We start from the raw sequence: 20,887 nt of genomic DNA on the forward strand, positions 1-20,887 counted from the left end.
CTATATTTTACAATCAAGTTAATTTGCCCGATAGATAATTAAATAGCAATTACTCTTCAACCAATTGACTATTATATTTATACAACAGCGACCCAATCACCAGTCCACTCAAAAGGCCACCGATATGGGCTGCATTGTCAACATCATCAGCCAATCCTCCCAATAAAGATAAACCAACAAAAATACTGATTAGGACAAATATATATTTTTTGCGAGCATCAGGATAAGCACCTTGATATAACAATCCTAAAATGGCGCCATAGAGACCCATAATTGCGCCAGACGCACCTACGCTAACCGTATTTTCATACCATAGTACACTTGCAAGACTTCCACACAGTCCAGAAAGTATAAATAATATAAAGTAGTTATGGAGTCCAAGTAGCGGTTCGATGAATTTGGCAGCAATTACAAGTCCCACAATATTAGAAATTAGATGGATTATTCCGCTATGCAGAAATAGTGCTGTAAACAGTCGCCACCATTGACCATCCATAACTTCAAACCTTCTGTTTCCGCCCCAATAAAGCAGCTCCCAAGGTTCAGGTGAAATGATGTCGTTGCCTGAAAGTAGAGTCAAAATAAAGATCAAAATATTGATATCAATAATGATTGAAGTCGCGAAGTGGTCACCTTGAGGAATTAAATACCTAAGCGCTTTAACAATATCATCTTGCTTCAATTTCTTTCTTGAGAAGCGTTTATTGCGCTGCCTCTCGTTGTATCCTGGAAAGAGCAATGAAAAAAGTAAAACAATAAGTCCCACAATAAACACTTTAAATATCCAAATCAAATTAGTGCCATTTCTATCTTTAAAATCTTCGACGGCAGGCTCCAAAACTATATACTTTTCGTCAAGTCTCACAAATGTACTAGCTTCAATTGCATTGAGATAATTATTTCGGTCGTTAGATCTAGGAGTTCTTACGAAATGATCAACAGTATAAAAGTCATATTTATTGATATTTTCGACACATTGATCATAAAACTCCTCATATTTTTCGTCTTTTTGATCCGAACTTAATCTGTTGCTTATCTGTTTACTATATTTTATTCCATACCAATACTTTGGAACATCGTAAGCGAGTTCTGTAGAATCCTTGAAAATCGGTATTACGAAGTATACATTGAAATTTAAATGGTTACTAGACTTTCCACTTACATCAAAAACAGTGTATGTACTGCCAAGATTGGGTGCTACCGAAAAATTTTCTAATTTATAGTAAAGTGTTTTCGGAACTGTTTCAATATCTGCTATTGTCTCTAATTTTGTGAGCTTTCCTGTTGCAGTTGCTAGATATTTCTGCGAAATAGACAGCATTACACCCACACAAATCCACGTGATAATTTGAAAAAAAAATCGCCTATTATTACTGTCTTTTTTGAAAGTTAAAACCCTGAGGCGTGGTTTGAGCCAAATTGTAATAGGAATCCACGGCAGCATGGCAGGAATCCAAAATTCCCAAATCATTTCATCAATATCTAAAATCTCAAATTCGATGGCAAGTAACCAACGGATTAGGGATAATACGAGTACACTACCAAATGCAATTAGGAAGAACATTGGTAAAATATGTTTGAGCTTTGGTAAATAATTTTCCAATCTTGTAGGTAAGAATTTTGGGTTTCAAATGCAGGACAAAAATGAGAAAATACTTATTATATACCTATAATAATGAGATAAAAATGCTTAATTCAGAAAAGTAAAAGTTTAAAAATAATTAGACTTTTTTTCAATTTTAAAAACTTAAATTCTCGGCTAAAGATTGGTTGATAAATACAATAGTCTAATCCTCGCCTTCAGTTGGCACTTTTAAGAATAATGGGATTATAGTCAGCGGCGGTAACCATGCAAATTTTTTTTTAATATTGCTAGAAATATTACTCTCAGCAATGCATCGGGGTTAATCAATTGCTAAAAATTCAAGCGTATTTTTTTCGGTTGTATATCCTTTCAAAACATTTGGCCCAAGAATCATGGTCGTAAAAGTAGCTCCAACACCAAAAATGGCAGCAGGCGCCGTTCCACCAGCAAATGCGATAATGGCAACTGCGACAGCAGCAGTATAAAATAAAACCACATCTGTGGCAACTGTCATCAGCAAGGGATTTCTTTTAATTTTAGCAATCTCCGATAAGTCGATTACTTTTCCTTTTACCAACATCGTACTATCGTTTAATATTTGGAAACGTCCAGTGATTCTTTTTCCTTCAACAGTTTTAATGCGAATTCTAGTTTTTTCTTTAAATAGCCTTGTTGTCCCCGTTTTCTGATTGGTGATTTTTACCGCTGAATTCTGCGAAAATACGAGGCTAGCAAAAAGCATTGCGACTAAGACGAAGAGAATTTTTTTCATATAATATGGTTTCAAAAAAAAGAAATTGGAGAAAGCTTACTAGCAACAATATTTTAATATTTCAACCGAATTTAGTCTATTCTTTAATGTGTTTGACTAAAGTACTAGATTATTTTACTTGTAAGATAACTTGTTGAAGATGAAAACTATGTATTGCACAAGGGGTGGGAACGAGCCGAACGAAGCGAACTTGCGAATCACATCCTTTAATTCCAACCAAATAATTGCTTTTTCACTGTAAATTTCTGTCAGAAAAGATACAGTGGACAACCCAACCCGAGTCAACTACATTTAATTTTTAAGAAAGTTATACTGGCGACGGGTGGCGCCCTAAAAAAAAATATCTACAGAAATAAAATGTTCATCTTTTACGTTACATTTCCTCTCAATCTCTTGGCCAATTTCACAAATTCAAACCAAATCACGGATATGAAACCAACTGCGACTGCAGTTAGAATTTCATTGGTACTAAGTGGTGCAAATTTAAAAAAATCAGTTAATGGCGGCACAAAAAGCAGCATTGCAGTAATTGCAATTGTTATCGCTATCATCAATGGTACTAACGCATTTTTATACTTTAGAGTGGTTATAATCGAGTAATAAAATGAACGATTTACCAGAGTCAAAAAGATATTTGCCACAATTAACACCAAGAAAACCATAGTTCTAATGGTAGTTTCAGCGAGACCTTGTCGCAAAGCATATTGATAGATAAATAGTGTTCCTGCAGTAATTGCCAATCCCTGAATAATACTAGTTGTGAGTTCGGCGCGATTAAAAAATGAAGTTGCCACAGCTCGAGGTTTCCGAAGCATAGTATTCTTTTCGATTGGCTCATTTTCGAAAATAATAGAGCAGGTGGGACCCATAATCAACTCTAAAAAAATGATATGTACAGGCGTAAATATATTTGGATAAACCCAACCCAAAGCAAGCGGTATAAAAACGGTTAGAATAATCGGAATATGGATGGAAATGATATACTGAATCGCCTTTTTCAAGTTGGTATAAATTCGTCTTCCCATCGCAACCGCATCCACCATTTTGGATAAATCGTCTTCCAATAGAATTAGCGAAGCTGCTTGTTTGGCAATTTCAGTTCCCTTTTTACCCATGGCAATTCCGATATGCGCCGCTTTTAAAGCAGGACCATCATTGACGCCGTCACCGGTCATTGCAACAATTTGGTTATTGGCTTTCAGCGCATTGATTATTCGCAGTTTTGCTTCTGGAAACATTCTAGTAAAAATATTTGTTTGCATTACTTTCTGCTCAAGTTCCGCATCAGATAAAAGCATTAACTCGTCACCACTTAAACTGTGCTCGTAGCCTCGAAAATCTATTTGTTTGGCAATTGCTCTAGTGGTTTCGGCATTATCTCCAGTAACAATTTTTACTAAAATACCTGCTTGGTAAAAATGTTCTAAAACCTCGCTGATATTCGCTTTCGGTGGATCGTAAAAAGCTACAATTCCTTTGAATTTAAAAGAAAATTCTTGCTGTTTTTTCGGAAAATTATTTCCTTCAAAAACGCTCTCTCCAACTCCCAAAACTCTATAACCTTCCGAAGTTATTTCTTTTATGGCTGCATTAATTTTTGCTATTTCGTCGGGCGAGAGATTACAAACATTCATCAAGGCTTCTGGCGCACCTTTGGCTGCGATGATTCTCTGTCCTTGAGAATTCTCAAAAAGGTGGGTCATCATTGGTGGTTTTCCGCCCAATGGATATTCGTGAATCATTTTGAAATCTGGTCTTTCGTCTTTTTGGGTGGATTTAGCGTAAGAGTCATGCAAAGCTATTTCCATCGGGTCAAACGGAATTGGCTCGCTTGCCCACATTGCGATTTTCAAAAGCTCTTTTTCAGAAGCATCGGCTTCCTCAGGATTCGAAATTCGATTAGACTCTAGCGTAAATATTTTGGCTAGACTCATTTTGTTTTCGGTAATTGTGCCAGTTTTGTCGGTGCAGATAACGGTGGCAGAGCCGAGGGTTTCCACCGTTTTCATCTGTTTTACAATCACTCCCAATTTCATTAAGCGTAAAGATCCAATTGCCATAAAGGCGGTCAAAGCCATCGGAATTTCTTCGGGTAGAATACTCATCGCAAGAGTCAAAGCTTTTAATAAACTATCAAGCAGGTTTTGAGAATTGTAGTAGTTTATTGCCCACACAATCAAAAAAACCACTGCTCCCGCAATTACCATTTTCTTTACAAAGCTGTTAATCTCCAGTTCCAAAGGCGTTTTTTCAACTTGGATACTTTCTAAACTTTCGCCAATTTTTCCGAGTTTTGTCTGATTGCCAATATGTGTAATTGTCACAATTGCCAGTCCGCTCGCCACGGTTGTACCTTTATAAATACTACTGTCTTCGTGGTATTTATCTTTAAAAACTGCAAATGATTCGCCAGTTAAGATCGATTCGTTTACTGAGAAATCATTGGAGTGAATAATAATTCCGTCGGCGGGAATTGATGTTCCTTCCTCCACAAGTAGACTATCGCCAATTACTAAATCTTCCGTCTTAATTTCGATAGCTTCCCCATTTCGAATCACACTGCAATTTGGTTGCGAAAAATCCTTTAACTTCTGCAACGCATTACGGCTACGTGAATCTTGATAAAGTGAAATTACCGATACAATTATAATAGCCGAAAGTAGAAAAAGTCCATCGCCGGTTTCTCCACTTATAAAATAAATTAGAGACGCAACTAACAAAATTGCAATCATCGGTTCTTTGGCAAGGCTTTTCAACGCTTCGAGTGCGCCGTTCTCCTTTTTGAATTTCAGGGTATTTCTGCCGAATTTTTCCCGTGCAATCTGTACCTCTGCATCCGTGAGACCTTTTATATCGAAGTTGCTTGCCGCCATAGTTTCAAGATTTGTGACTTTATAAGTAAAAGTAGCGCTTTGCCGGATGACAATGAATTAAGAAAGCCAATTTAGCAATGGTCTTAATTAAGAAAGTTATTACTTAGAGTTATTTATTGATTTATTGCTACGAAGTTTCGCTAAGGTCTGTCGGCTACCGTCATTACAATCCCTAATTTTATCAGAGTGGCAATCCAATTAATATTTCTTTAAATATTTTGTAAAGGATGCCGTCGTCATCAGGGATAGGGGAGTATTAGTTATGTCTCGATTTGTGGACAAAACTTAATTCATATTCTTTAGAAGATTCGTGATTTAAAATAAAAGTGCGTAAGATTTAGATACTTTAATATATTATTAATTAAAACAGACTTTTCGTAAAACATTTTTTAAATGAATATAGAAAATATATATATTTGTTTACTTAACACCAAATTAACAAATATGAAAAAATTATTTCTAATTGCTATTGCAGCAATGACCTTTTCTTGTAGCTCCGATGATGGACCATCAAATGTAACTCCAGACCCTCAAGCTAGTGGCTACGCCTTTATGCGTGGAAAAATGAACAATGTCGATTTTGATTACACTGTAAATAATACCGCTACCGATGTCTTTATTTACAGTCCAATAGGAGGCTATTCAGGATTAGATAATAAATTATGGTACCGTTACGGAGCATCTATCTCTAGTTTTACTCCGCCAAATTTTATACCCGAAATAATGATTGGATGGGATAATGTTTATTACTATTCAGGAGTAGGAGCTGATTTAGAAAATGAGCAATTCTATACTACGGTTGGAAATTTACCGACAAATTTTTTGACAGATAATCAAAGTGATAATTATAGTCCTGGCGTAACTGTGGATTTTAGAGATGCACAAGGTAAATTCTACAGCACTATTTATGGCAGTCAAAGCGGAAGTTCTGTAGCAGTGACAGGCTCTTCACAAGCAGTTGAAATGGGAATAAAAACCAAAACAGTTTGGGGAACATTTTCTTGTAAGATGTACAATGAAAATAATCCTGCGGACGTAAAACAAATTACGAATGGAACTTTTAAAGTAGTGTTATTTCCTAATAATTAGCTTTCAGCTGTCAGCTTTCAGCCGTCAGCTTTTAACTACAAGCTTTTAATCTTAAAGCCTGACCTTGTAGTCAGGCTTTTGAGTATTTTAGAAAAAATGTGGCTTAAATTAAAATCAATTTTAAGCGGTTTTTAAAGACTTTTAAGGTTAGTTTTTATATTGCAAACCTTTCAATTTTTCCATTTCTTCACGTGCCTGCCTTGTAGTAAGCGTGCTGCCATCATGACTCCATCCTGGCGGACCAAAAGCGTACAGAAATTTATGTTTCCAGTCAGAAGATTTCTTCATATCGCTCCAAATATTGGCGTATTCGTGAGTTAGTATTACCATAGGATTGTAGGAATTAGGGGGCAGCGTCACTCCAAATTCAATAGCAATACTTTCATCAAGAGGTTTCCAAGTTCCGAAAATACGATCAAAAATATTTAAAAATCCGCCGTGATTTTTATCGAGATATTCGATATTTTTTGCGTGATGTACTTGATGCATAGTGTGCGTATTGAAAATTTTTTCAACCCATCCCAACTTGGGAATATACTGCGAATGCAGTTGAAATTGCCACAACGATTCGATTCCTAAACAGACCAAAATCATTTCGGGTGGAAAGCCAATTGCAGGCATCCATAAATAAAATAAAGGTTTGTAGATAATTGTAAACCAGCCATTTCTCACAGCAGTGCCCAAATTAAAATTGTCAGAAGAATGGTGTACAATGTGTGCCGCCCAGAAAAATCGAACCATGTGATTTTGTCTGTGAAACCAGTAATAACTAAAATCGTCGGCGAGTTGACAGAAAATCCAGACGTACCACGCGTAGGTAAAAGATTGCCAACCCATAATATTCATCCGAACTCCATTAACCACTGGATTAAAAGTTTCGTAAATCCAACTAAAAATTACAATTGCTGAAATGGTTTTGACCAAGGCAGCCACGACCGCCGAGCCTACACCGAGGGCTAAACTGGAAAATAAATCCTTGTAATTGTACAGTTTCTTTCTTTCACTATGCTTGCTGTAAGATAGTTCTAGCAAAATCAGAGCTAAGAAAAAAGGGACGCCGTAAACGAGCGGGTTGGTAAAATCCATTCAAATATTTTTATATTTTTTCTAAGTTAGCTCTTTCAACATAGGCATAACATTAGTATGATTGCTTTAATAAAAGTTTAACGGCGGTGAAAATAATAATATGCGACCTCCTTTTGCCAATCTGAAATAATTAATAGTATAACTTTTAGAGTAGATATCTATAATATTTTTCGGGAAATGACTTTTATATTCGTAAATTGAATTTCAATCTAAAAACAAAAAAAATGACAAATGTTATAGTTCAATTCCGAATTGAAAAAGAGTTAGTTTCAGCGCACGATCCGATTTTTGAGGATTCAGATATTCAGCAAGAAATTATCCAAAGGCTTAAAAATGGTTCTGCAACTTTTGACAAAATGGTGGAGGATGATGCAGACGGGGATATGGACGAGCAGTTATACGAAACGGTGGTGATCAATCACAGACCAACTACATTCATTGATCTGGCATTTTCAGTAAATGCAGAGCAGCTTGAAAAACTAGAAAATGATGCCGAATTAGTGTTGATGAAATCGATTGCAGCTTTGCAAAAAGATGCAAAGCTAACAAACGATATCGTGAAAAACAGAGTTGCTTTTCTAAGTTTTAGATAAGTTATTTTTTAGCGATTTTATATAATTTTCCAGAGTCGGTTATGGCGTATAATGCGCCATCCTGACCTTGGGTAATATCTCTAAAACGTTCTCCCTCAGATTCTAAAAGTCTTTCTTCTCCTACAACTTTATTGTCTTGAAACACAAGTCTAGTGATTTGCATGCTGCTTAATCCGCCAATAAATAGATTGTCTTCCCATTCCGGAATTGTACCACCGTGGTAAAAGGTAATTCCGCTTGGCGAAATCACAGGATCCCAATAATATACCGGTTGTTCCATTCCTTCTTTTTGCGAAATTCCTTCACCAATTGTCTTTCCAGTATATTCTACGCCGTAAGTAATAGTTGGCCAGCCGTAATTAAGTTTTGGTTTTATCAAGTTTAGTTCATCACCACCTTTTGGACCCATCTCTGTTTCCCACAAGTCGCCAGTTATAGGATGTATTGCCAATCCTTGAACATTTCTATGTCCATACGAATAAATTTCTGGATAAGCTTTCGAGTCTCCTAAAAATGGATTTCCCGCGGCGGGCTTCCCGTCTTTCGTTATGCGAACTACTTTTCCTAAGCCAGAATTTAGCCACTGCGCCTGCGGACGCGTTTCAAGATCAGATCGCTCGCCAGTACTCACATAAAGATTTCCCTTGCCATCAAATACAATTCGCGAACCGTAATGTAAATTTCCATCATAATAAGGTAGCGCCCGGTAAATTGTCTGTACATTTTCTACCTTTTTTTCGTCGGCCGAAAGTTTTCCTTTGCCAACCGCAGTCAAGTTTCCTTTGGAAGTTTCTTCGCTATAACTAAAGAAAATCATGCGATTGTTGGCAAAATCAGGATCGAGGCATACATCAAGTAATCCACCTTGTCCGCTATCGTTTACTTTTGGCAGTCCTGTTATTTTTTCGCTCAAACTTCCATCTTTAGTAATAATTCTAAGATTTCCACCTTTTTCAGTAATCAACATTCGACCGTCTGGCAGAGCCTTAACGCTCCACGGTTTTGACAAATCTTTGTTGACAACCGTTACAGAATACTCTGTGGTGGTTTTTGCGCCGGCAATTCGCGATTGTCCTATAAAGGCAGGCTCAAGAGTGGTTACTTTGTCCTTGGTTTCCACGGCAGGTAAAGTGGTATTTTCTGAAGTGGTTGTGGTCACGATAGTTTCTTGCTTCTTAGTAGATTTATTGCCGCAGGATAAGAGTAGAAACGATGAAAATCCTATAAAGAGTAAATGCTTTTTCATAATTTGATGATTTAGTAGAATTTTTAATTCCTAAAATTACGGAAGTTTTAGTGAAATAGAGTTCCTTTTTAAGATTTCTATATAGAAATCATTTCACAAATGGTGAAAAGTTGCGAAGTATTGCAATTATTGATGGTTAAATTTATGCGAATAATTTGAAGTTTCATTTGGAGCTTTATCCTGCTGTCCACTATATCTTTCCTACCCAAAAGAAGGGGCAGGAAAGGATGCCGTTCCCATCAGGGCTAGGGGCTTAGTGGTAAATCATGATTCAAATTCATTATGAAATTTAGATAATTTAAACTTGAATTCTTATCGATGATTAGAAACCTACCACTTAAGTATGCAAATAGGTATAGGACGATAATTGGTAGCGGATTGCTAAAATAAATTGCCGACTTACTTTTCATATACATTCATTACGAACTTTAATTCCTTTCGATTCGAGTTTTAATTTCATTTTCAACCACATACTATCACTTAAAGTTGCATCTAAATATAAATTATTGTCATAATTATTACTGATTATCCTCATAGAATTAGGACCTTTCCCTGCCATTTCAAAAACAACTTCTTTAATAGAAGACAATTCAAATACTTTAGATTTTCTTAGATAATTGTGATTTTTAACAATTAGGTATCGTTCTGAAATTTCGAAATAATTCATCATAAGTGAATTTATAACAAACCAAATTGTAACAAATATCAACACAGTAACAGCGATTTTCAAATCAATACCAGAAATTAGATAATAGACCGCAAATAAAACGGCCAACCATATTCCAATCCCTCTTACACTAGTAAACTGACTGCCTTTAAAAATTTCTTTTGTGCCAAACCGCGCTGTAACTATATCAATATTGATGGGAAGTTGGGGGATATATTCCTGTTTTTTAACTACTACCTGATTTAGAAATGATTTCATTTCCGCGCTATTTTCGTAGAAATCGTCAAAAAATACTTTTTCGGTTTCATCATTAAAGATCAATATTGTTCCTTCCTTAGGTATGTTGTTTAGAAATCGAAAAGGCACTTTTCCCGTAAGGATTACTTTTTTGACCTCGGACAAATTAAATTTTTTGTCATCGAAACTTATTGAATTTATATCAATCTTAATTTTTGGTACATTTTGGTTAAATCTCACGAATCCTAACACTCCTAAAGCATAGAATGCTAAAGCGAACAGTGGCATTAAATAATTCTTAGGAGTTACATTAGGCTCCGATAATATATCAATACTAGCCCACAAAACAAGTGTTCCTAGTGCAAAAGTCACTACTAAACTGATGGCAAGCGCGAGATAAAATTTCAGCGGATCTTTCTTTGATATGATTGTTTGCATCAAAATAAAATATTAAAAGTATTGGTTGCTATTATGGGTAATTTAAAAAACAATTTAATTGCATAATGCTACTTGACATGCGCTAATTTTTCTAAAATAAATTCTAGCGGTGCATTAGTGTTTGACATATATTCGTCAAAGGTTGGAACAACTTTATAATGCGGAATAACGCCTCTGCCAAAGGGGATTTTCTGCTTTACATTCATCATAAATTGAAGAGCTGGAATGTTTACAATTATTAGAGAATTTGGAAGAATTACTTCTCTACGATAACCGCTAGTATTTCCGTAATAGCCACCGCCAGTTTCTTGTCCAACAAAGATAGCATCGGTATTTGAATATACCATATTGCTAAATTCGCTTCCGCCTGAATAAGTTATTGGACTGATTATTACATAGACTTTTCCGTCAAACTTATGCTTCGGCTCCTCTTTAAAAGCCTTCAAGCCGTACCCAATCCACTGCTTTCTTTCCAACGAACCATCTTTCATTTTCTTATTTACAAATACTCTTTCTAAAAATCCAAAAGTATTAAGCGTTAAAGGTTTATCAACTCCGTTGTCAACTATAGCTTTCTGATTTTTTGCACGAACTTTTAAATACTTTTGGTAGTTTTCTCCGAGATAAGAATACACTAATCCTTCGTTTCCTTCTGTGCCACCGCTATTTTTAGAAACATCAACTATAAGATTGTCAATATTGTTTTCAGAGATTAGTTTGAAGCTATTTTTTAGAAACTTTTTTAATTTTTTGTTTTTGGTGTTTTTACGAATTTCGAAGTTATTAAAGGAATTTAATCCTAAATAAGCGGCGTGGTTATTCAGAATTTCAAATTCCAAAATATTGCTTTTTGAGGCGGGAACGAAGTCTTTATTTCGAGATTCTACGTTGGTATTAATTTCTGGTATTGTCAGAGATTTCAATTCGAAAATCTCGGCCTTATCTCTAAATTTTATTTTAAAATTGTCTTGCAATCCGTAGTAATAAAAATAATATCGTGAAAAATTAAAGCCGACTGAATCCTGATACTTGACAGTTTTGATATAACCATCGGATGAAAAGAAAGTGCCAATTTTTTCCACTATTTCGATGGGAGTTTCGCCATTAATAGATTCAATTTCTTTGCCTTTAATTTCTAAACCCGCATTTTCAGATCCATTGAAAACGCCGTACATCTTTTGGTCGAGAAACACAATGGTCAAAGGCAAAATTCGCGTTTCTTTACCGATTCTTTCTCTCGTATTTAAAGGTAGTTTGATCAAAGTATGATCTTCGCGTGAGAGTGCAACTAAGGGCGCTATCAGTTTATGAAATTCCAACAGATTCAGATCTCGGTCAATTTTTTCTTTTACTTGTGCAAAAGCGACATCGACACTATCTTTGGGAGTATACCAATACATTCCCGAATGGAATTTGTCCAAACCTTGGTATAATATCTCGACATCATATAAAAGCTTCTGTTTTGGGATGCTTGGAAAATCGCCGTAGTCTTGGGAAAAGGTCAGGGTGGTGAGGAGGATAAAATTGAGGAGTAATATTTTGCGCATTGAAAGTTTGGGGATAAATTCTCTTATAAAAAATATTCCTGAACATTTCTATTAGTATTTAACGCTCTCTTTAATAGTTTCAATTTTCTCCATAATAAATTCACTTAATTTATACCACTCTAATTTTCTCAATTCTGGCGAATCACCATTCTTCGTATCGCGAACCAAATATGCCGAATAATCGTATTTCTCGGTATCAATATCAATTTGATTATATGAATGATGAGGACTAGTCGGTTTAAGAAACTTGTTAGCTTTACGTTTTGTATAATACACTTCTTTTTGATTCAATACAGCAACGTTGTTTTCTATCAATATAAAAATAGAGCAATCTGAAATATTAAATTCGACGTAATCTGAAAAATCATCAAAAATCGCCATTTTGCAGGCGTCCTCAACTTGATAGATCAAAGTTATATTTACAGCATTACTTATTGCTCGACTAGAATCTGACTGCATAACTTCACATCCCCAACAACCAGAAATTATGCTAACAAAATTTTTCACTTCTAATGATTTTAAGTTTTTGACGTATTCAGTAAATTCTTTTTTCGATTTTCCCTCTTGAGCATAGGAAAGATTGCTGCTAAAAATCAATAGGAATACACAGCTAATTACGATATTATTTATAAAAATTTTCAAATTTTGGTCGTGTTTATCGTTTTCAATTTTTAGCATTTGTAAAACTTAGCAATTTTACTTAAAATTTATCTGTCCAAAAATTTTTATATATTCAACTAAGAAATTTATATTGTATGCCACTGTTTAATTTCCCTTGAAAATACAAAAAAATACTAACTTGTTTTTTTTTATTAAAAAATCACTTCTTTGATATGCTCTCAACAATCCCAACAGCCTCATCAGCCAAGTAATCAGTCAATCCTACAGATCCACTAGTCTGAATTAATCTGTTTTTTAGATTTTCTGGAAGTCCATTTAAAGATTTATCGTCGTCAATAATGATGAATTTTTCTAAACTATTTTCGGAAGTGAACCAATCTAACAATTCCTGCTTTCGACTCAAGTTATTGATGCTTTGAGGTAGTCTACTAACGTTGTTTACGATAACGCCTCTTGTTTTAAAAATTTCGATCCAACCTTCTAGTGTAAAACTATGCTTGTGTGAAGTGGTTAATACAATATCGGCATTAGTCGCGGTGATTATCTTGTTTAATGCATCTGTAGCTCTCGAGCTGAATTGGGGAAATCCATCTTCGAGGATTTCGAGTTTTCGCCATGAACTTGCGGGAATCATAACTCCGTCTATGTCTAAATATATCAGCATTTGGAACTTTTTCTAACTTATTTTATCATTTCGTTGATTTGATCAAGAGTCATATTATTATACTCCGCATCGGCTTTATTCATATTTTGAATAATCTCTGGTGTATCCCAATCTTCTTCTACAAATTCGACATCTTTCCAATCATATTCGATGGTGGCGGATGTGGTTGCGGACTTTATAGTGGGTAGATTTTGACCCGCCAAAACCGAAGCGACATAACGGTGATGTCCATCTACAATGGTCGATTCGCTAACTTTGATCGCATCGAACTTGATTCCATTCTCCATCTTTTTGTACATCCTGATAATCAAAGGAAGACACAATCTTTTGTGAGTAGATATTAAAGAATCTTTTATATCTTCCAGAGCTGTGAGAATATCTGCTTTATTTATTTCTAACATATTTTAACCAAAATTTAATTATTATTCTGATTTTGAATTTTTTGCGCCAACAATCGCCATTGCCAATCCGATAAAAACGAATGGAAGTGCAATCCACAAAATTGTCGTGTTATTCATAATTCCGTATAGCATAAATCCTAATGCAATTCCTTGTATAATGATTCCGGCAATTGCCAGAGTATGTTTTGTCATTTTGGTCAGGTTGTTAGCTTTTGAATTTCAATATGGATAAAAATACACTTTTAAGTAATGTGATCTTTAAAATCGTTTAAGAAAGTAAGTATTCGTTGAAAGTTACTATCAGGATAGAAATCTTATTTTAACCAATAACCTTTTTGCGCGCAAGAGATGGGAGCGACCCCTCGTGTAGCGAACTGGCGAAGCACATCATTTGCTACCTATATAAAAATTCATACTTACCTAAAACATCTAGTAGCAAAGATATAGAGGATAGCCTAGTGTCATCGCCAATCATTTTTATAATGTTAAACTAAGCGTTGCGGCGATGGCATATGCCCAAAAAAATCTTAATTATCTTAAAGTCATTGTCTTGAAGTATTTCTTTATTCTTATTTAGATTTAATCTAACTATTTCTTGTATGATTCGTAATGACATATTACATTTGCAAAACTATTTTTAATCAGTCTTAATAACAAAACATGAAAATTACAAAATATGCTTTAGCAGCTGCTGCACTTTCTCTCACATTTTTTAGCTCTTGCTCTGACGATGCAGTTGGACCTTATGGTGGTATCGAGATTCCTAATTCCTATGCTTTTTCAAGAAATGGTATGAGTTCTGTTGATTATGGCGGGCAAACTGCAAGATTGAAAATGTTGAATGAAATGGGTGAGAAATTTACTATTGCTGCCACAAATGGCAATTTGCTGGACGCGGGTGAATTGACAAATATGTATAGCAATACAAATAATGCGTTTTCGTCTGCGGAATTAAATAATTCTGGCAAAAATATTAAAAGCAAAACGGCGTCATCTGCGGATTATTTTAGTTCATTTTTGGGTGGAGGATCATCAACTGAGAAAGCGGCTGTACAAGCAATGTTTGAAAATCAGTTTATACTAGGAGCAGAGGCAAGTCAAGGAAATCCAGCGTCTGCGGGCGTTGCAGGGTCGTATCTTGATGGAAGTAAAATGAGATTATTTGCTGCAAATGGTCTTGAACCACAGCAAATTTTATTAAAAGGAATGATGGGTGCGATGATGATGGATCAGATTTCCAATCAATACCTATCTACTCTGAAACTTGATGGTGGATCCAATGTTATTGAAAACACGAATAAAGTCTTATCCGCAGATGGAAACTTTACAACTATGGAGCACTATTGGGACGAAGCTTACGGTTATGTATATGGTGCAGACAATGCTACAACGAATTCAAAGAAATTTTGGAGTTCTTATATTGATCAAGTTAATGCAGATTCTGATTTTAATACTGTGAGCAATGATGTGGATCTAGCATTTCGCGCGGGACGAGCAGCAATTGTAGCAAACGATTATAGTGGAAGGAATCAGCAAATTGCAAGAATTCAGGAAAAACTAGCTTTAGTGGCTGCAGTTCGTGCGGTGTATTATTTGCAAGAAGGAAAAGGAAAATTGGTAGAGGATAATGGCGCAAAAGCTTTTCACGCACTGTCTGAAGGTTATGGTTTTATTATGTCTTTGAGATACACACGTCAGCCTGGAACAGACAATCCTTATTTCAGCAAAACTGAAGTTGATGCAATGCTTGCTTCACTTATAAGTGGCGAAAACGGTCTTTGGGACATTGATACTTTGAGCCCAAAATTAGATGCAATTTCAAGTCAGATTGCCGCAAAATTTGGTTTTACAGTAGCTCAAGCAGCGACAGTTAATTAATTTAGAATAAATAAAGATAGTTCGGATTGAAACACGTAATTTTGCATCAAATTTAAAGAATACAATGAAAAATCTACTTTTACTAGTTGCATTTGTCTCTGTTCTCACTGCTTGCTCTTCAAGTGATCATAATACGTCGACTTCTGGAGATAGCTTTAATAGGACAGCTTTGTTGACGCATTGGGCAGATAATATAATAATTCCTGCTTTTAGTAATTATGATGTACACTTGGCAGTACTTCAATCAGAAGTTGAAAATTTTAACGCCAATCCATCTCAAGAAAACTTACTTACAGTTCGTAACTCATGGATTGCTGCCTATAAAGCTTATCAGCAAGTAATGTTATTTAATATAGGCAAAGCTGCAGATCTAAATTTTAAAGAAGCTGCAGACACTTATCCTACAGACGCTATTGGGATTGAAGCTAATATCGCGAATGGAAACTACAACCTAGAATTGCTATCTCAATATTCTAAGCAAGGATTTCCGGCCTTAGATTATATGCTTAATGGCTTGAGTGAATCTGATAGTGGAATCATTACTAAATATTCTAGCGATGCCAATGCTGACGCCTACAAATTATATTTGACCTCATTAATAAATGCATTAAAATCTAAAAACGCTGCAATTGTTAGTGATTGGAGTGGTATATATAGATCAACTTTTATTACTAGTAACGGTACTGCGGTTAGTAGTTCGACTAATAAAATGGTAAACCTATTTGTAAAAAATTTCGAGAAAGATATTCGTTCTGGAAAAGTTGGAATTCCCGCAGGTATCTTTTCAAATGGAACTTTATTTCCAGAGAAAATCGAAGGATATTACAAAAAAGACATTTCGAAAGATTTACTTAATACAGCGGTGCAAGCTCAGCAAGATTTTTTTAACGGAAAATATTTTGCAAATTCTCAGGTTGGGCCGAGTTTAAAATCTTATTTGGATGACGTGAAAGCGGTTCGAAACGGCTTGAATTTAAGTGCCATCATCAACAATCAGTTTGAAACTATATACACTACGAATGCGACTTTAAACAGCAATTTATCTCAACAGATCTTGAGTAATAATACAAAAATGCTTGAGGCTTACGATGCCATGCAACAAAACGTGGTTTATTTTAAACTTGATATGATGCAAGCTTTAAACATCACAATTGATTACGTAGATGGCGATGGCGACTAATTTCTGATGAATCAGCGTCTCAAAACATACTTTTTATCTTATAGATCAACTGCAACGCTAGCTTTTTTTAGGCTAGCGTTTGGTTTAATGATGCTTTTCAGTTTAATTCGATTTGCGGCTCACGGTTGGATTGATAAATTTTATATTCAGCCAGATTTTCATTTCAAGTATTACGGATTTGAATGGGTCAAGCCACTTGGAAATTTTACCTACCTTTTATATATAGTTGCCGGTATTGCTGCATTTTGCGTAGCGATAGGTTTAAAATATCGAGTGGCAATTATAACTTTTTTCCTGACTTTCACGTATATCGAATTGATGGATTTGACCTACTATCTCAACCATTACTATTTCATTACAATTGTTAGTTTTGTTTTGATTTTTCTGCCTGCAAATGCAAATTTTTCGGTGGATGCTTATAAAAATAAGGAGTTGGCTTTCGCCAAAATACCGCGTTGGAACACCGACATTTTAAAAGTACTTTTGGCTATCGTCTACATTTATGCTGGTATTGCGAAGATAAATTCTGATTGGCTGTTTGAAGCAATGCCTTTGCGAATTTGGTTGCCGTCTAAAGCTGATTTACCTCTAATTGGACCATTGTTAAAGGAGGTATGGGTTGCTTATGCTTTTAGTTGGATTGGAATGATTTACGATCTGGTCATTGTCTTTATTCTAATGTATAAACCTACAAGGTGGTTTGGTTTTTTTCTAGTGGTTGTTTTTCATGTGCTGACACGAGTTTTATTTCCAATTGGCGTCTTTCCATTTGTGATGATTATCAGCAGCTTGATTTTCTTTGATGCAAACTTTCATCAAAAAGTTCTTTACTATATATCTAGATTATTGAAAATATCGACAGAGGTTTGGCAAAATGGCAAGACGAAAGTTGTTCAGTTTACAGGTTTGTATAATTCAAAATTAGCTTTCTTAAGCGCATTTTTACTTTTTCAATTAGCTTTTCCTTTTAGATATATGTTGTATCCTAATGAACTTTTCTGGACCGAAGAAGGCTTCCGCTTTTCCTGGCGAGTTATGCTTATGGAAAAAGCGGGGTATGCCGAATTTAAAGTTACTGATGCCACTACCAAAAAAACCATACACGTTGACAATAGCGAATTCTTAACCAGATTTCAAGAAAAGCAAATGTCTTTTCAGCCGGACTTTATTTTGCAATATGCACATTACCTACACCAACATTACAAAAAATTAGGCATTGACGATCCAATTGTAACTGTAGAAAGCTACGTAGCTTTAAACGGAAGATTGAGTCGTACCTACATAAATCCCACAATAAATTTAGCAGAACAATATGATACATTTCAGCACAAAAACTGGATTTTACCTTTCAATGATACAATTAAAGGGTTTTAGTTTTTTGTTTTTTCTTTTTATTACTTCTACGATCTTCGCTCAATCAAAAGTGAGTGGAGTGGTAGTACAATCAGGAAAAAAGCCACTTTCGGGAGTCGAAGTCTACAATGTAGATTTGTCAAAAAAAACAATGACCGATTCAAAAGGAGCTTTTAGCATGGAGGTTCAAGACGGATCTGATAATGCTGTTGTGCTTTATAAAGATGGCTATCAAATGATGGAGACTACTTTAAATTCTGCTAGACCAAACGTGGAAATTATACTTCAAAGCGTAATCAATTTATCTGAAGTTGTAATTCAGAACGAGCGCGCTAAGTTATCAAATATGAATAAGTTACGTGATGTAGAAGAAACGGCGATTTACGCGGGAAAGAAGACCGAAGTTATTGCAGTATCTAAATTGACCGCAAATAAATCCATCAACAATACTAGACAGATTTTTGCGCAAGTGGTGGGAATCACCATCAACGAAGGAGCAGAAGGTGGACTTCAATTAAATATTGGAGGTCGTGGATTAAATCCAAATAGAACCTCAAATTTCAATACTCGCCAAAACGGTTATGATATTAGTGCCGATGTTTTAGGATATCCAGAAAGTTACTATTCAACTCCAACCGAAGCTTTGGAAGAAATACAGATTGTTCGTGGAGCCGCATCATTGCAATACGGAACGCAGTTTGGAGGGTTGGTGAATTTCAAAATCAAATCTCCATCAAAAAAGGAAATTGAAGTGTCTACTAGAAACACTTTAGGATCACACAATCTTTTCACCAACTTTACTTCGTTGAGTGGAACAAAAGGAAAGTTTAGTTACTATACTTTTTACAACTTTAAAAAAGGTGATGGTTTTCGACCAAATTCTGAATTTGAAAGTAAGAATTTTTTTGCGAACCTGAATTATCAATTTACAGACAAAACATCTTTGCACTTTGATTATACTCATTTTGACTATTTAGCGCAGCAGGCGGGAGGATTAACTGATTTTATGTTTAATCAGGATCCTTTACAGAGTAACAGAACGAGAAATTGGTTTGGGGTTGATTGGAATTTATTTGCGTTACGACTGAAGCATAAAGTTTCTGACAACGGAGATATCTCTTTACAGTTATTTGGACTAGATGCGAGCCGAAAGGCGGTTGGGTATAGAAGTAATCGAGTTTCAAATCCTGATATTGAAGGTACGGTGCGCGATCTTGTCATAGGTGATTTTGTGAATTGGGGAGCCGAAGCCCGCTATTTGCAAAAGCATAACTTTCTTGGCAATAACAATGCACTATTGATTGGTGCCAAATATTATCAAGCAAAAAATTCAGGTTTGCAAGGACCTGGAAGTTCCGGTAGTGATGCAAACTTCAGTGTGGCAACAGATGAATTTCCATTGTATCCGAGTCAATCTGATTATGAATATCCTAATCTAAACATATCCATTTTTGGAGAAAATATTTTTAGAGTCACCGATAAATTTTCTATTACGCCAGGCTTTAGATTCGAAAATATTCGTACTCAAGCAATCGGATCGTATCGTCAAATTAATGTTGATCTCGCCGGAAATCCTATTTTAGATGTAACTAAAGAAGAAAATAACATTAAAGATCGAAATTTCTTATTATTTGGAATTGGATTAAGCTATAAACCTACAAACCGTTTGGAATTTTACGGAAATGTTTCACAGAATTACCGCTCTGTAACCTTTAACGACATTAGGACTGTTTCAACCTCTCAGGTTATTGCTGAAAGCATTGGCGACGAAACTGGCTATACATCAGATATTGGTATTCGTGGTCAGATCGATAATAAAGTAACATTTGATGCAAGTGTTTTTGGACTTTATTATAACGAGAAAATTGGTGAGTATGAAGCGTTAAATCCAAATGGCAGTGCCCTTGTTGTGCGATTTCGCGACAATATCGGAACGGCAATTACCTACGGATTTGAAGCGATGATTGATTGGAGTATCAGCAAAACTTTCTTTGCGGAGAACGATCAATTTAGCTGGAGCGTTTTTACCAATTCGGCAATTACAGAATCAGAGTATTTAGAATCTGACGTATTAAAAATAAAAGGAAATAAAGTTGAATTCGTTCCTTTGTTAAATTTGAAAACTGGGACTTCAATTGGGTATAAAAACTTTATGTCGAGCATTCAGCTAAGTTACGTTTCATCTCAATTTACCGAAGCTAATAACAGTATTACTGATAATTTGGACAATACCTTCGGGATTTTCGGCGAAATTCCATCTTACTACGTAGCAGATATTTCGGCGTCTTACAAATGGAAGATGTTTAAATTAGAAGCAGGAGTTACAAACTTTACAGATAATAAATATTTTACACGTCGTGCGACCGGATATCCTGGCCCTGGAATTATTCCGTCAGAAACTAGAGCATTTTATACAACTTTGGAGTTTACTTTTTAGGAGCTTTTTTGCTTCGCCCGTTCGCTTTGCTCGGGTCTGCTATCCACTGTATTTTTGCTACCCCTAAAAAGGGCGGCAAAGGATGTGCTTCGGCCGTTCGCTTTGCTCGGGACGTCCCATCAGGGCTGGGACATCTGCGTTAATAAGTAGTTGTGAACACTAGTAAAATAAAAACTAAGGAAAAGATCTTTAGGAACTCTCATCCGCGCAAGGGGTGGGA

General features: G+C 35.5%; 17 protein-coding genes. 6 read left to right on the plus strand and 11 right to left on the minus strand.

Going from position 1 to position 20,887, the window contains the following annotated elements:
• Nucleotides 1-49: 49 nt before the first annotated feature.
• From SBO79_RS10020 to SBO79_RS10030, 3 genes are all read right to left on the minus strand, one after another.
• Nucleotides 50-1,603, minus strand: coding sequence for a rhomboid family intramembrane serine protease (locus SBO79_RS10020; RefSeq protein ID WP_318640258.1), 1,554 nt, complete (start codon nt 1,601-1,603; stop codon nt 50-52).
• Nucleotides 1,604-1,904: 301 nt separating this feature from the next.
• The gene (locus SBO79_RS10025; RefSeq protein WP_318640259.1) at nt 1,905-2,357 is read right to left on the minus strand and encodes a hypothetical protein; all 453 of its coding nucleotides are present in this window, start codon (nt 2,355-2,357) and stop codon (nt 1,905-1,907) included.
• Between the two features lie 368 nt (nt 2,358-2,725).
• Nucleotides 2,726-5,230 (minus strand): cation-translocating P-type ATPase, encoded by a 2,505-nt coding sequence (locus tag SBO79_RS10030; RefSeq protein ID WP_318640260.1) that lies wholly within the window; start codon nt 5,228-5,230, stop codon nt 2,726-2,728.
• A 444-nt stretch (nt 5,231-5,674) separates the two neighbouring features.
• Between SBO79_RS10030 and SBO79_RS10035 the strand changes: the two genes are divergently transcribed.
• Entirely contained in the window at nt 5,675-6,319 is a 645-nt protein-coding gene (locus SBO79_RS10035; RefSeq protein WP_318640261.1) for a hypothetical protein, read from the plus strand.
• A 147-nt stretch (nt 6,320-6,466) separates the two neighbouring features.
• Here the strand turns inward: SBO79_RS10035 and SBO79_RS10040 are convergent, their stop codons facing one another.
• Nucleotides 6,467-7,405: a sterol desaturase family protein gene (locus SBO79_RS10040; protein WP_318640262.1), complete on the minus strand. Its 939-nt coding sequence runs from the start codon at nt 7,403-7,405 to the stop codon at nt 6,467-6,469.
• Nucleotides 7,406-7,629: 224 nt separating this feature from the next.
• On the opposite strand from SBO79_RS10040, the gene SBO79_RS10045 reads away from it, so the two are divergent.
• The gene (locus SBO79_RS10045; RefSeq protein WP_318640263.1) at nt 7,630-7,998 is read left to right on the plus strand and encodes a hypothetical protein; all 369 of its coding nucleotides are present in this window, start codon (nt 7,630-7,632) and stop codon (nt 7,996-7,998) included.
• 1 nt (nt 7,999) lies between these two features.
• Here the strand turns inward: SBO79_RS10045 and SBO79_RS10050 are convergent, their stop codons facing one another.
• From SBO79_RS10050 to SBO79_RS10080, 7 genes are all read right to left on the minus strand, one after another.
• Nucleotides 8,000-9,244, minus strand: a complete 1,245-nt coding sequence (locus tag SBO79_RS10050) for a PQQ-dependent sugar dehydrogenase (protein WP_318640264.1) — start codon at nt 9,242-9,244, stop codon at nt 8,000-8,002.
• A 406-nt stretch (nt 9,245-9,650) separates the two neighbouring features.
• Nucleotides 9,651-10,586, minus strand: a complete 936-nt coding sequence (locus tag SBO79_RS10055) for a hypothetical protein (RefSeq protein WP_318640265.1) — start codon at nt 10,584-10,586, stop codon at nt 9,651-9,653.
• Between the two features lie 68 nt (nt 10,587-10,654).
• Nucleotides 10,655-12,133 (minus strand): S41 family peptidase, encoded by a 1,479-nt coding sequence (locus SBO79_RS10060; RefSeq protein WP_318640266.1) that lies wholly within the window; start codon nt 12,131-12,133, stop codon nt 10,655-10,657.
• A gap of 51 nt (nt 12,134-12,184) precedes the next feature.
• Complete coding sequence (locus SBO79_RS10065) at nt 12,185-12,811, minus strand: hypothetical protein (RefSeq protein ID WP_318640267.1); 627 nt, start codon at nt 12,809-12,811, stop codon at nt 12,185-12,187.
• 142 nt (nt 12,812-12,953) lie between these two features.
• Complete coding sequence (locus SBO79_RS10070) at nt 12,954-13,418, minus strand: HAD domain-containing protein (RefSeq protein ID WP_318640268.1); 465 nt, start codon at nt 13,416-13,418, stop codon at nt 12,954-12,956.
• A gap of 17 nt (nt 13,419-13,435) precedes the next feature.
• Entirely contained in the window at nt 13,436-13,819 is a 384-nt protein-coding gene (locus SBO79_RS10075; protein ID WP_318640269.1) for a hypothetical protein, read from the minus strand.
• 21 nt (nt 13,820-13,840) lie between these two features.
• Nucleotides 13,841-14,011: a hypothetical protein gene (locus SBO79_RS10080; protein WP_318640270.1), complete on the minus strand. Its 171-nt coding sequence runs from the start codon at nt 14,009-14,011 to the stop codon at nt 13,841-13,843.
• 468 nt (nt 14,012-14,479) lie between these two features.
• Between SBO79_RS10080 and SBO79_RS10085 the strand changes: the two genes are divergently transcribed.
• The 4 genes from SBO79_RS10085 (at nt 14,480) to SBO79_RS10100 (ending at nt 20,667) form a co-directional block, all read left to right on the plus strand.
• Complete coding sequence (locus SBO79_RS10085; RefSeq protein WP_318640271.1) at nt 14,480-15,697, plus strand: DUF4856 domain-containing protein; 1,218 nt, start codon at nt 14,480-14,482, stop codon at nt 15,695-15,697.
• A 64-nt stretch (nt 15,698-15,761) separates the two neighbouring features.
• The gene (locus SBO79_RS10090; RefSeq protein ID WP_318640272.1) at nt 15,762-16,877 is read left to right on the plus strand and encodes an imelysin family protein; all 1,116 of its coding nucleotides are present in this window, start codon (nt 15,762-15,764) and stop codon (nt 16,875-16,877) included.
• 6 nt (nt 16,878-16,883) lie between these two features.
• The gene (locus SBO79_RS10095) at nt 16,884-18,251 is read left to right on the plus strand and encodes an HTTM domain-containing protein (RefSeq protein WP_318640273.1); all 1,368 of its coding nucleotides are present in this window, start codon (nt 16,884-16,886) and stop codon (nt 18,249-18,251) included.
• Nucleotides 18,229-20,667 carry a TonB-dependent receptor domain-containing protein gene (locus tag SBO79_RS10100; protein WP_318640274.1) on the plus strand — a complete coding sequence of 813 codons (2,439 nt, stop codon included), beginning with the start codon at nt 18,229-18,231 and terminating at the stop codon, nt 20,665-20,667. The genes SBO79_RS10095 and SBO79_RS10100 overlap by 23 nt, the downstream gene beginning before the upstream one ends.
• Nucleotides 20,668-20,887: the final 220 nt, after the last annotated feature.

This window comes from Flavobacterium ardleyense (assembly GCF_033547075.1).
Lineage (GTDB): Bacteria > Bacteroidota > Bacteroidia > Flavobacteriales > Flavobacteriaceae > Flavobacterium > Flavobacterium ardleyense_A.

Excerpts from the sequence above, each read along its gene's own strand:
- SBO79_RS10025 (WP_318640259.1), bottom strand. The coding sequence starts at position 2,357 with ATGAAAAAAATTCTCTTCGTCTTAGTCGCAATGCTTTTTGCTAGCCTC.
- SBO79_RS10030 (WP_318640260.1), bottom strand. The coding sequence starts at position 5,230 with ATGGCGGCAAGCAACTTCGATATAAAAGGTCTCACGGATGCAGAGGTA.
- SBO79_RS10035 (WP_318640261.1), top strand. The coding sequence starts at position 5,675 with ATGAAAAAATTATTTCTAATTGCTATTGCAGCAATGACCTTTTCTTGT.
- SBO79_RS10040 (WP_318640262.1), bottom strand. The coding sequence starts at position 7,405 with ATGGATTTTACCAACCCGCTCGTTTACGGCGTCCCTTTTTTCTTAGCT.
- SBO79_RS10045 (WP_318640263.1), top strand. The coding sequence starts at position 7,630 with ATGACAAATGTTATAGTTCAATTCCGAATTGAAAAAGAGTTAGTTTCA.
- SBO79_RS10050 (WP_318640264.1), bottom strand. The coding sequence starts at position 9,244 with ATGAAAAAGCATTTACTCTTTATAGGATTTTCATCGTTTCTACTCTTA.
- SBO79_RS10055 (WP_318640265.1), bottom strand. The coding sequence starts at position 10,586 with ATGCAAACAATCATATCAAAGAAAGATCCGCTGAAATTTTATCTCGCG.
- SBO79_RS10060 (WP_318640266.1), bottom strand. The coding sequence starts at position 12,133 with ATGCGCAAAATATTACTCCTCAATTTTATCCTCCTCACCACCCTGACC.
- SBO79_RS10065 (WP_318640267.1), bottom strand. The coding sequence starts at position 12,811 with ATGCTAAAAATTGAAAACGATAAACACGACCAAAATTTGAAAATTTTT.
- SBO79_RS10070 (WP_318640268.1), bottom strand. The coding sequence starts at position 13,418 with ATGCTGATATATTTAGACATAGACGGAGTTATGATTCCCGCAAGTTCA.
- SBO79_RS10075 (WP_318640269.1), bottom strand. The coding sequence starts at position 13,819 with ATGTTAGAAATAAATAAAGCAGATATTCTCACAGCTCTGGAAGATATA.
- SBO79_RS10080 (WP_318640270.1), bottom strand. The coding sequence starts at position 14,011 with ATGACAAAACATACTCTGGCAATTGCCGGAATCATTATACAAGGAATT.
- SBO79_RS10085 (WP_318640271.1), top strand. The coding sequence starts at position 14,480 with ATGAAAATTACAAAATATGCTTTAGCAGCTGCTGCACTTTCTCTCACA.
- SBO79_RS10090 (WP_318640272.1), top strand. The coding sequence starts at position 15,762 with ATGAAAAATCTACTTTTACTAGTTGCATTTGTCTCTGTTCTCACTGCT.
- SBO79_RS10095 (WP_318640273.1), top strand. The coding sequence starts at position 16,884 with ATGAATCAGCGTCTCAAAACATACTTTTTATCTTATAGATCAACTGCA.
- SBO79_RS10100 (WP_318640274.1), top strand. The coding sequence starts at position 18,229 with ATGATACAATTAAAGGGTTTTAGTTTTTTGTTTTTTCTTTTTATTACT.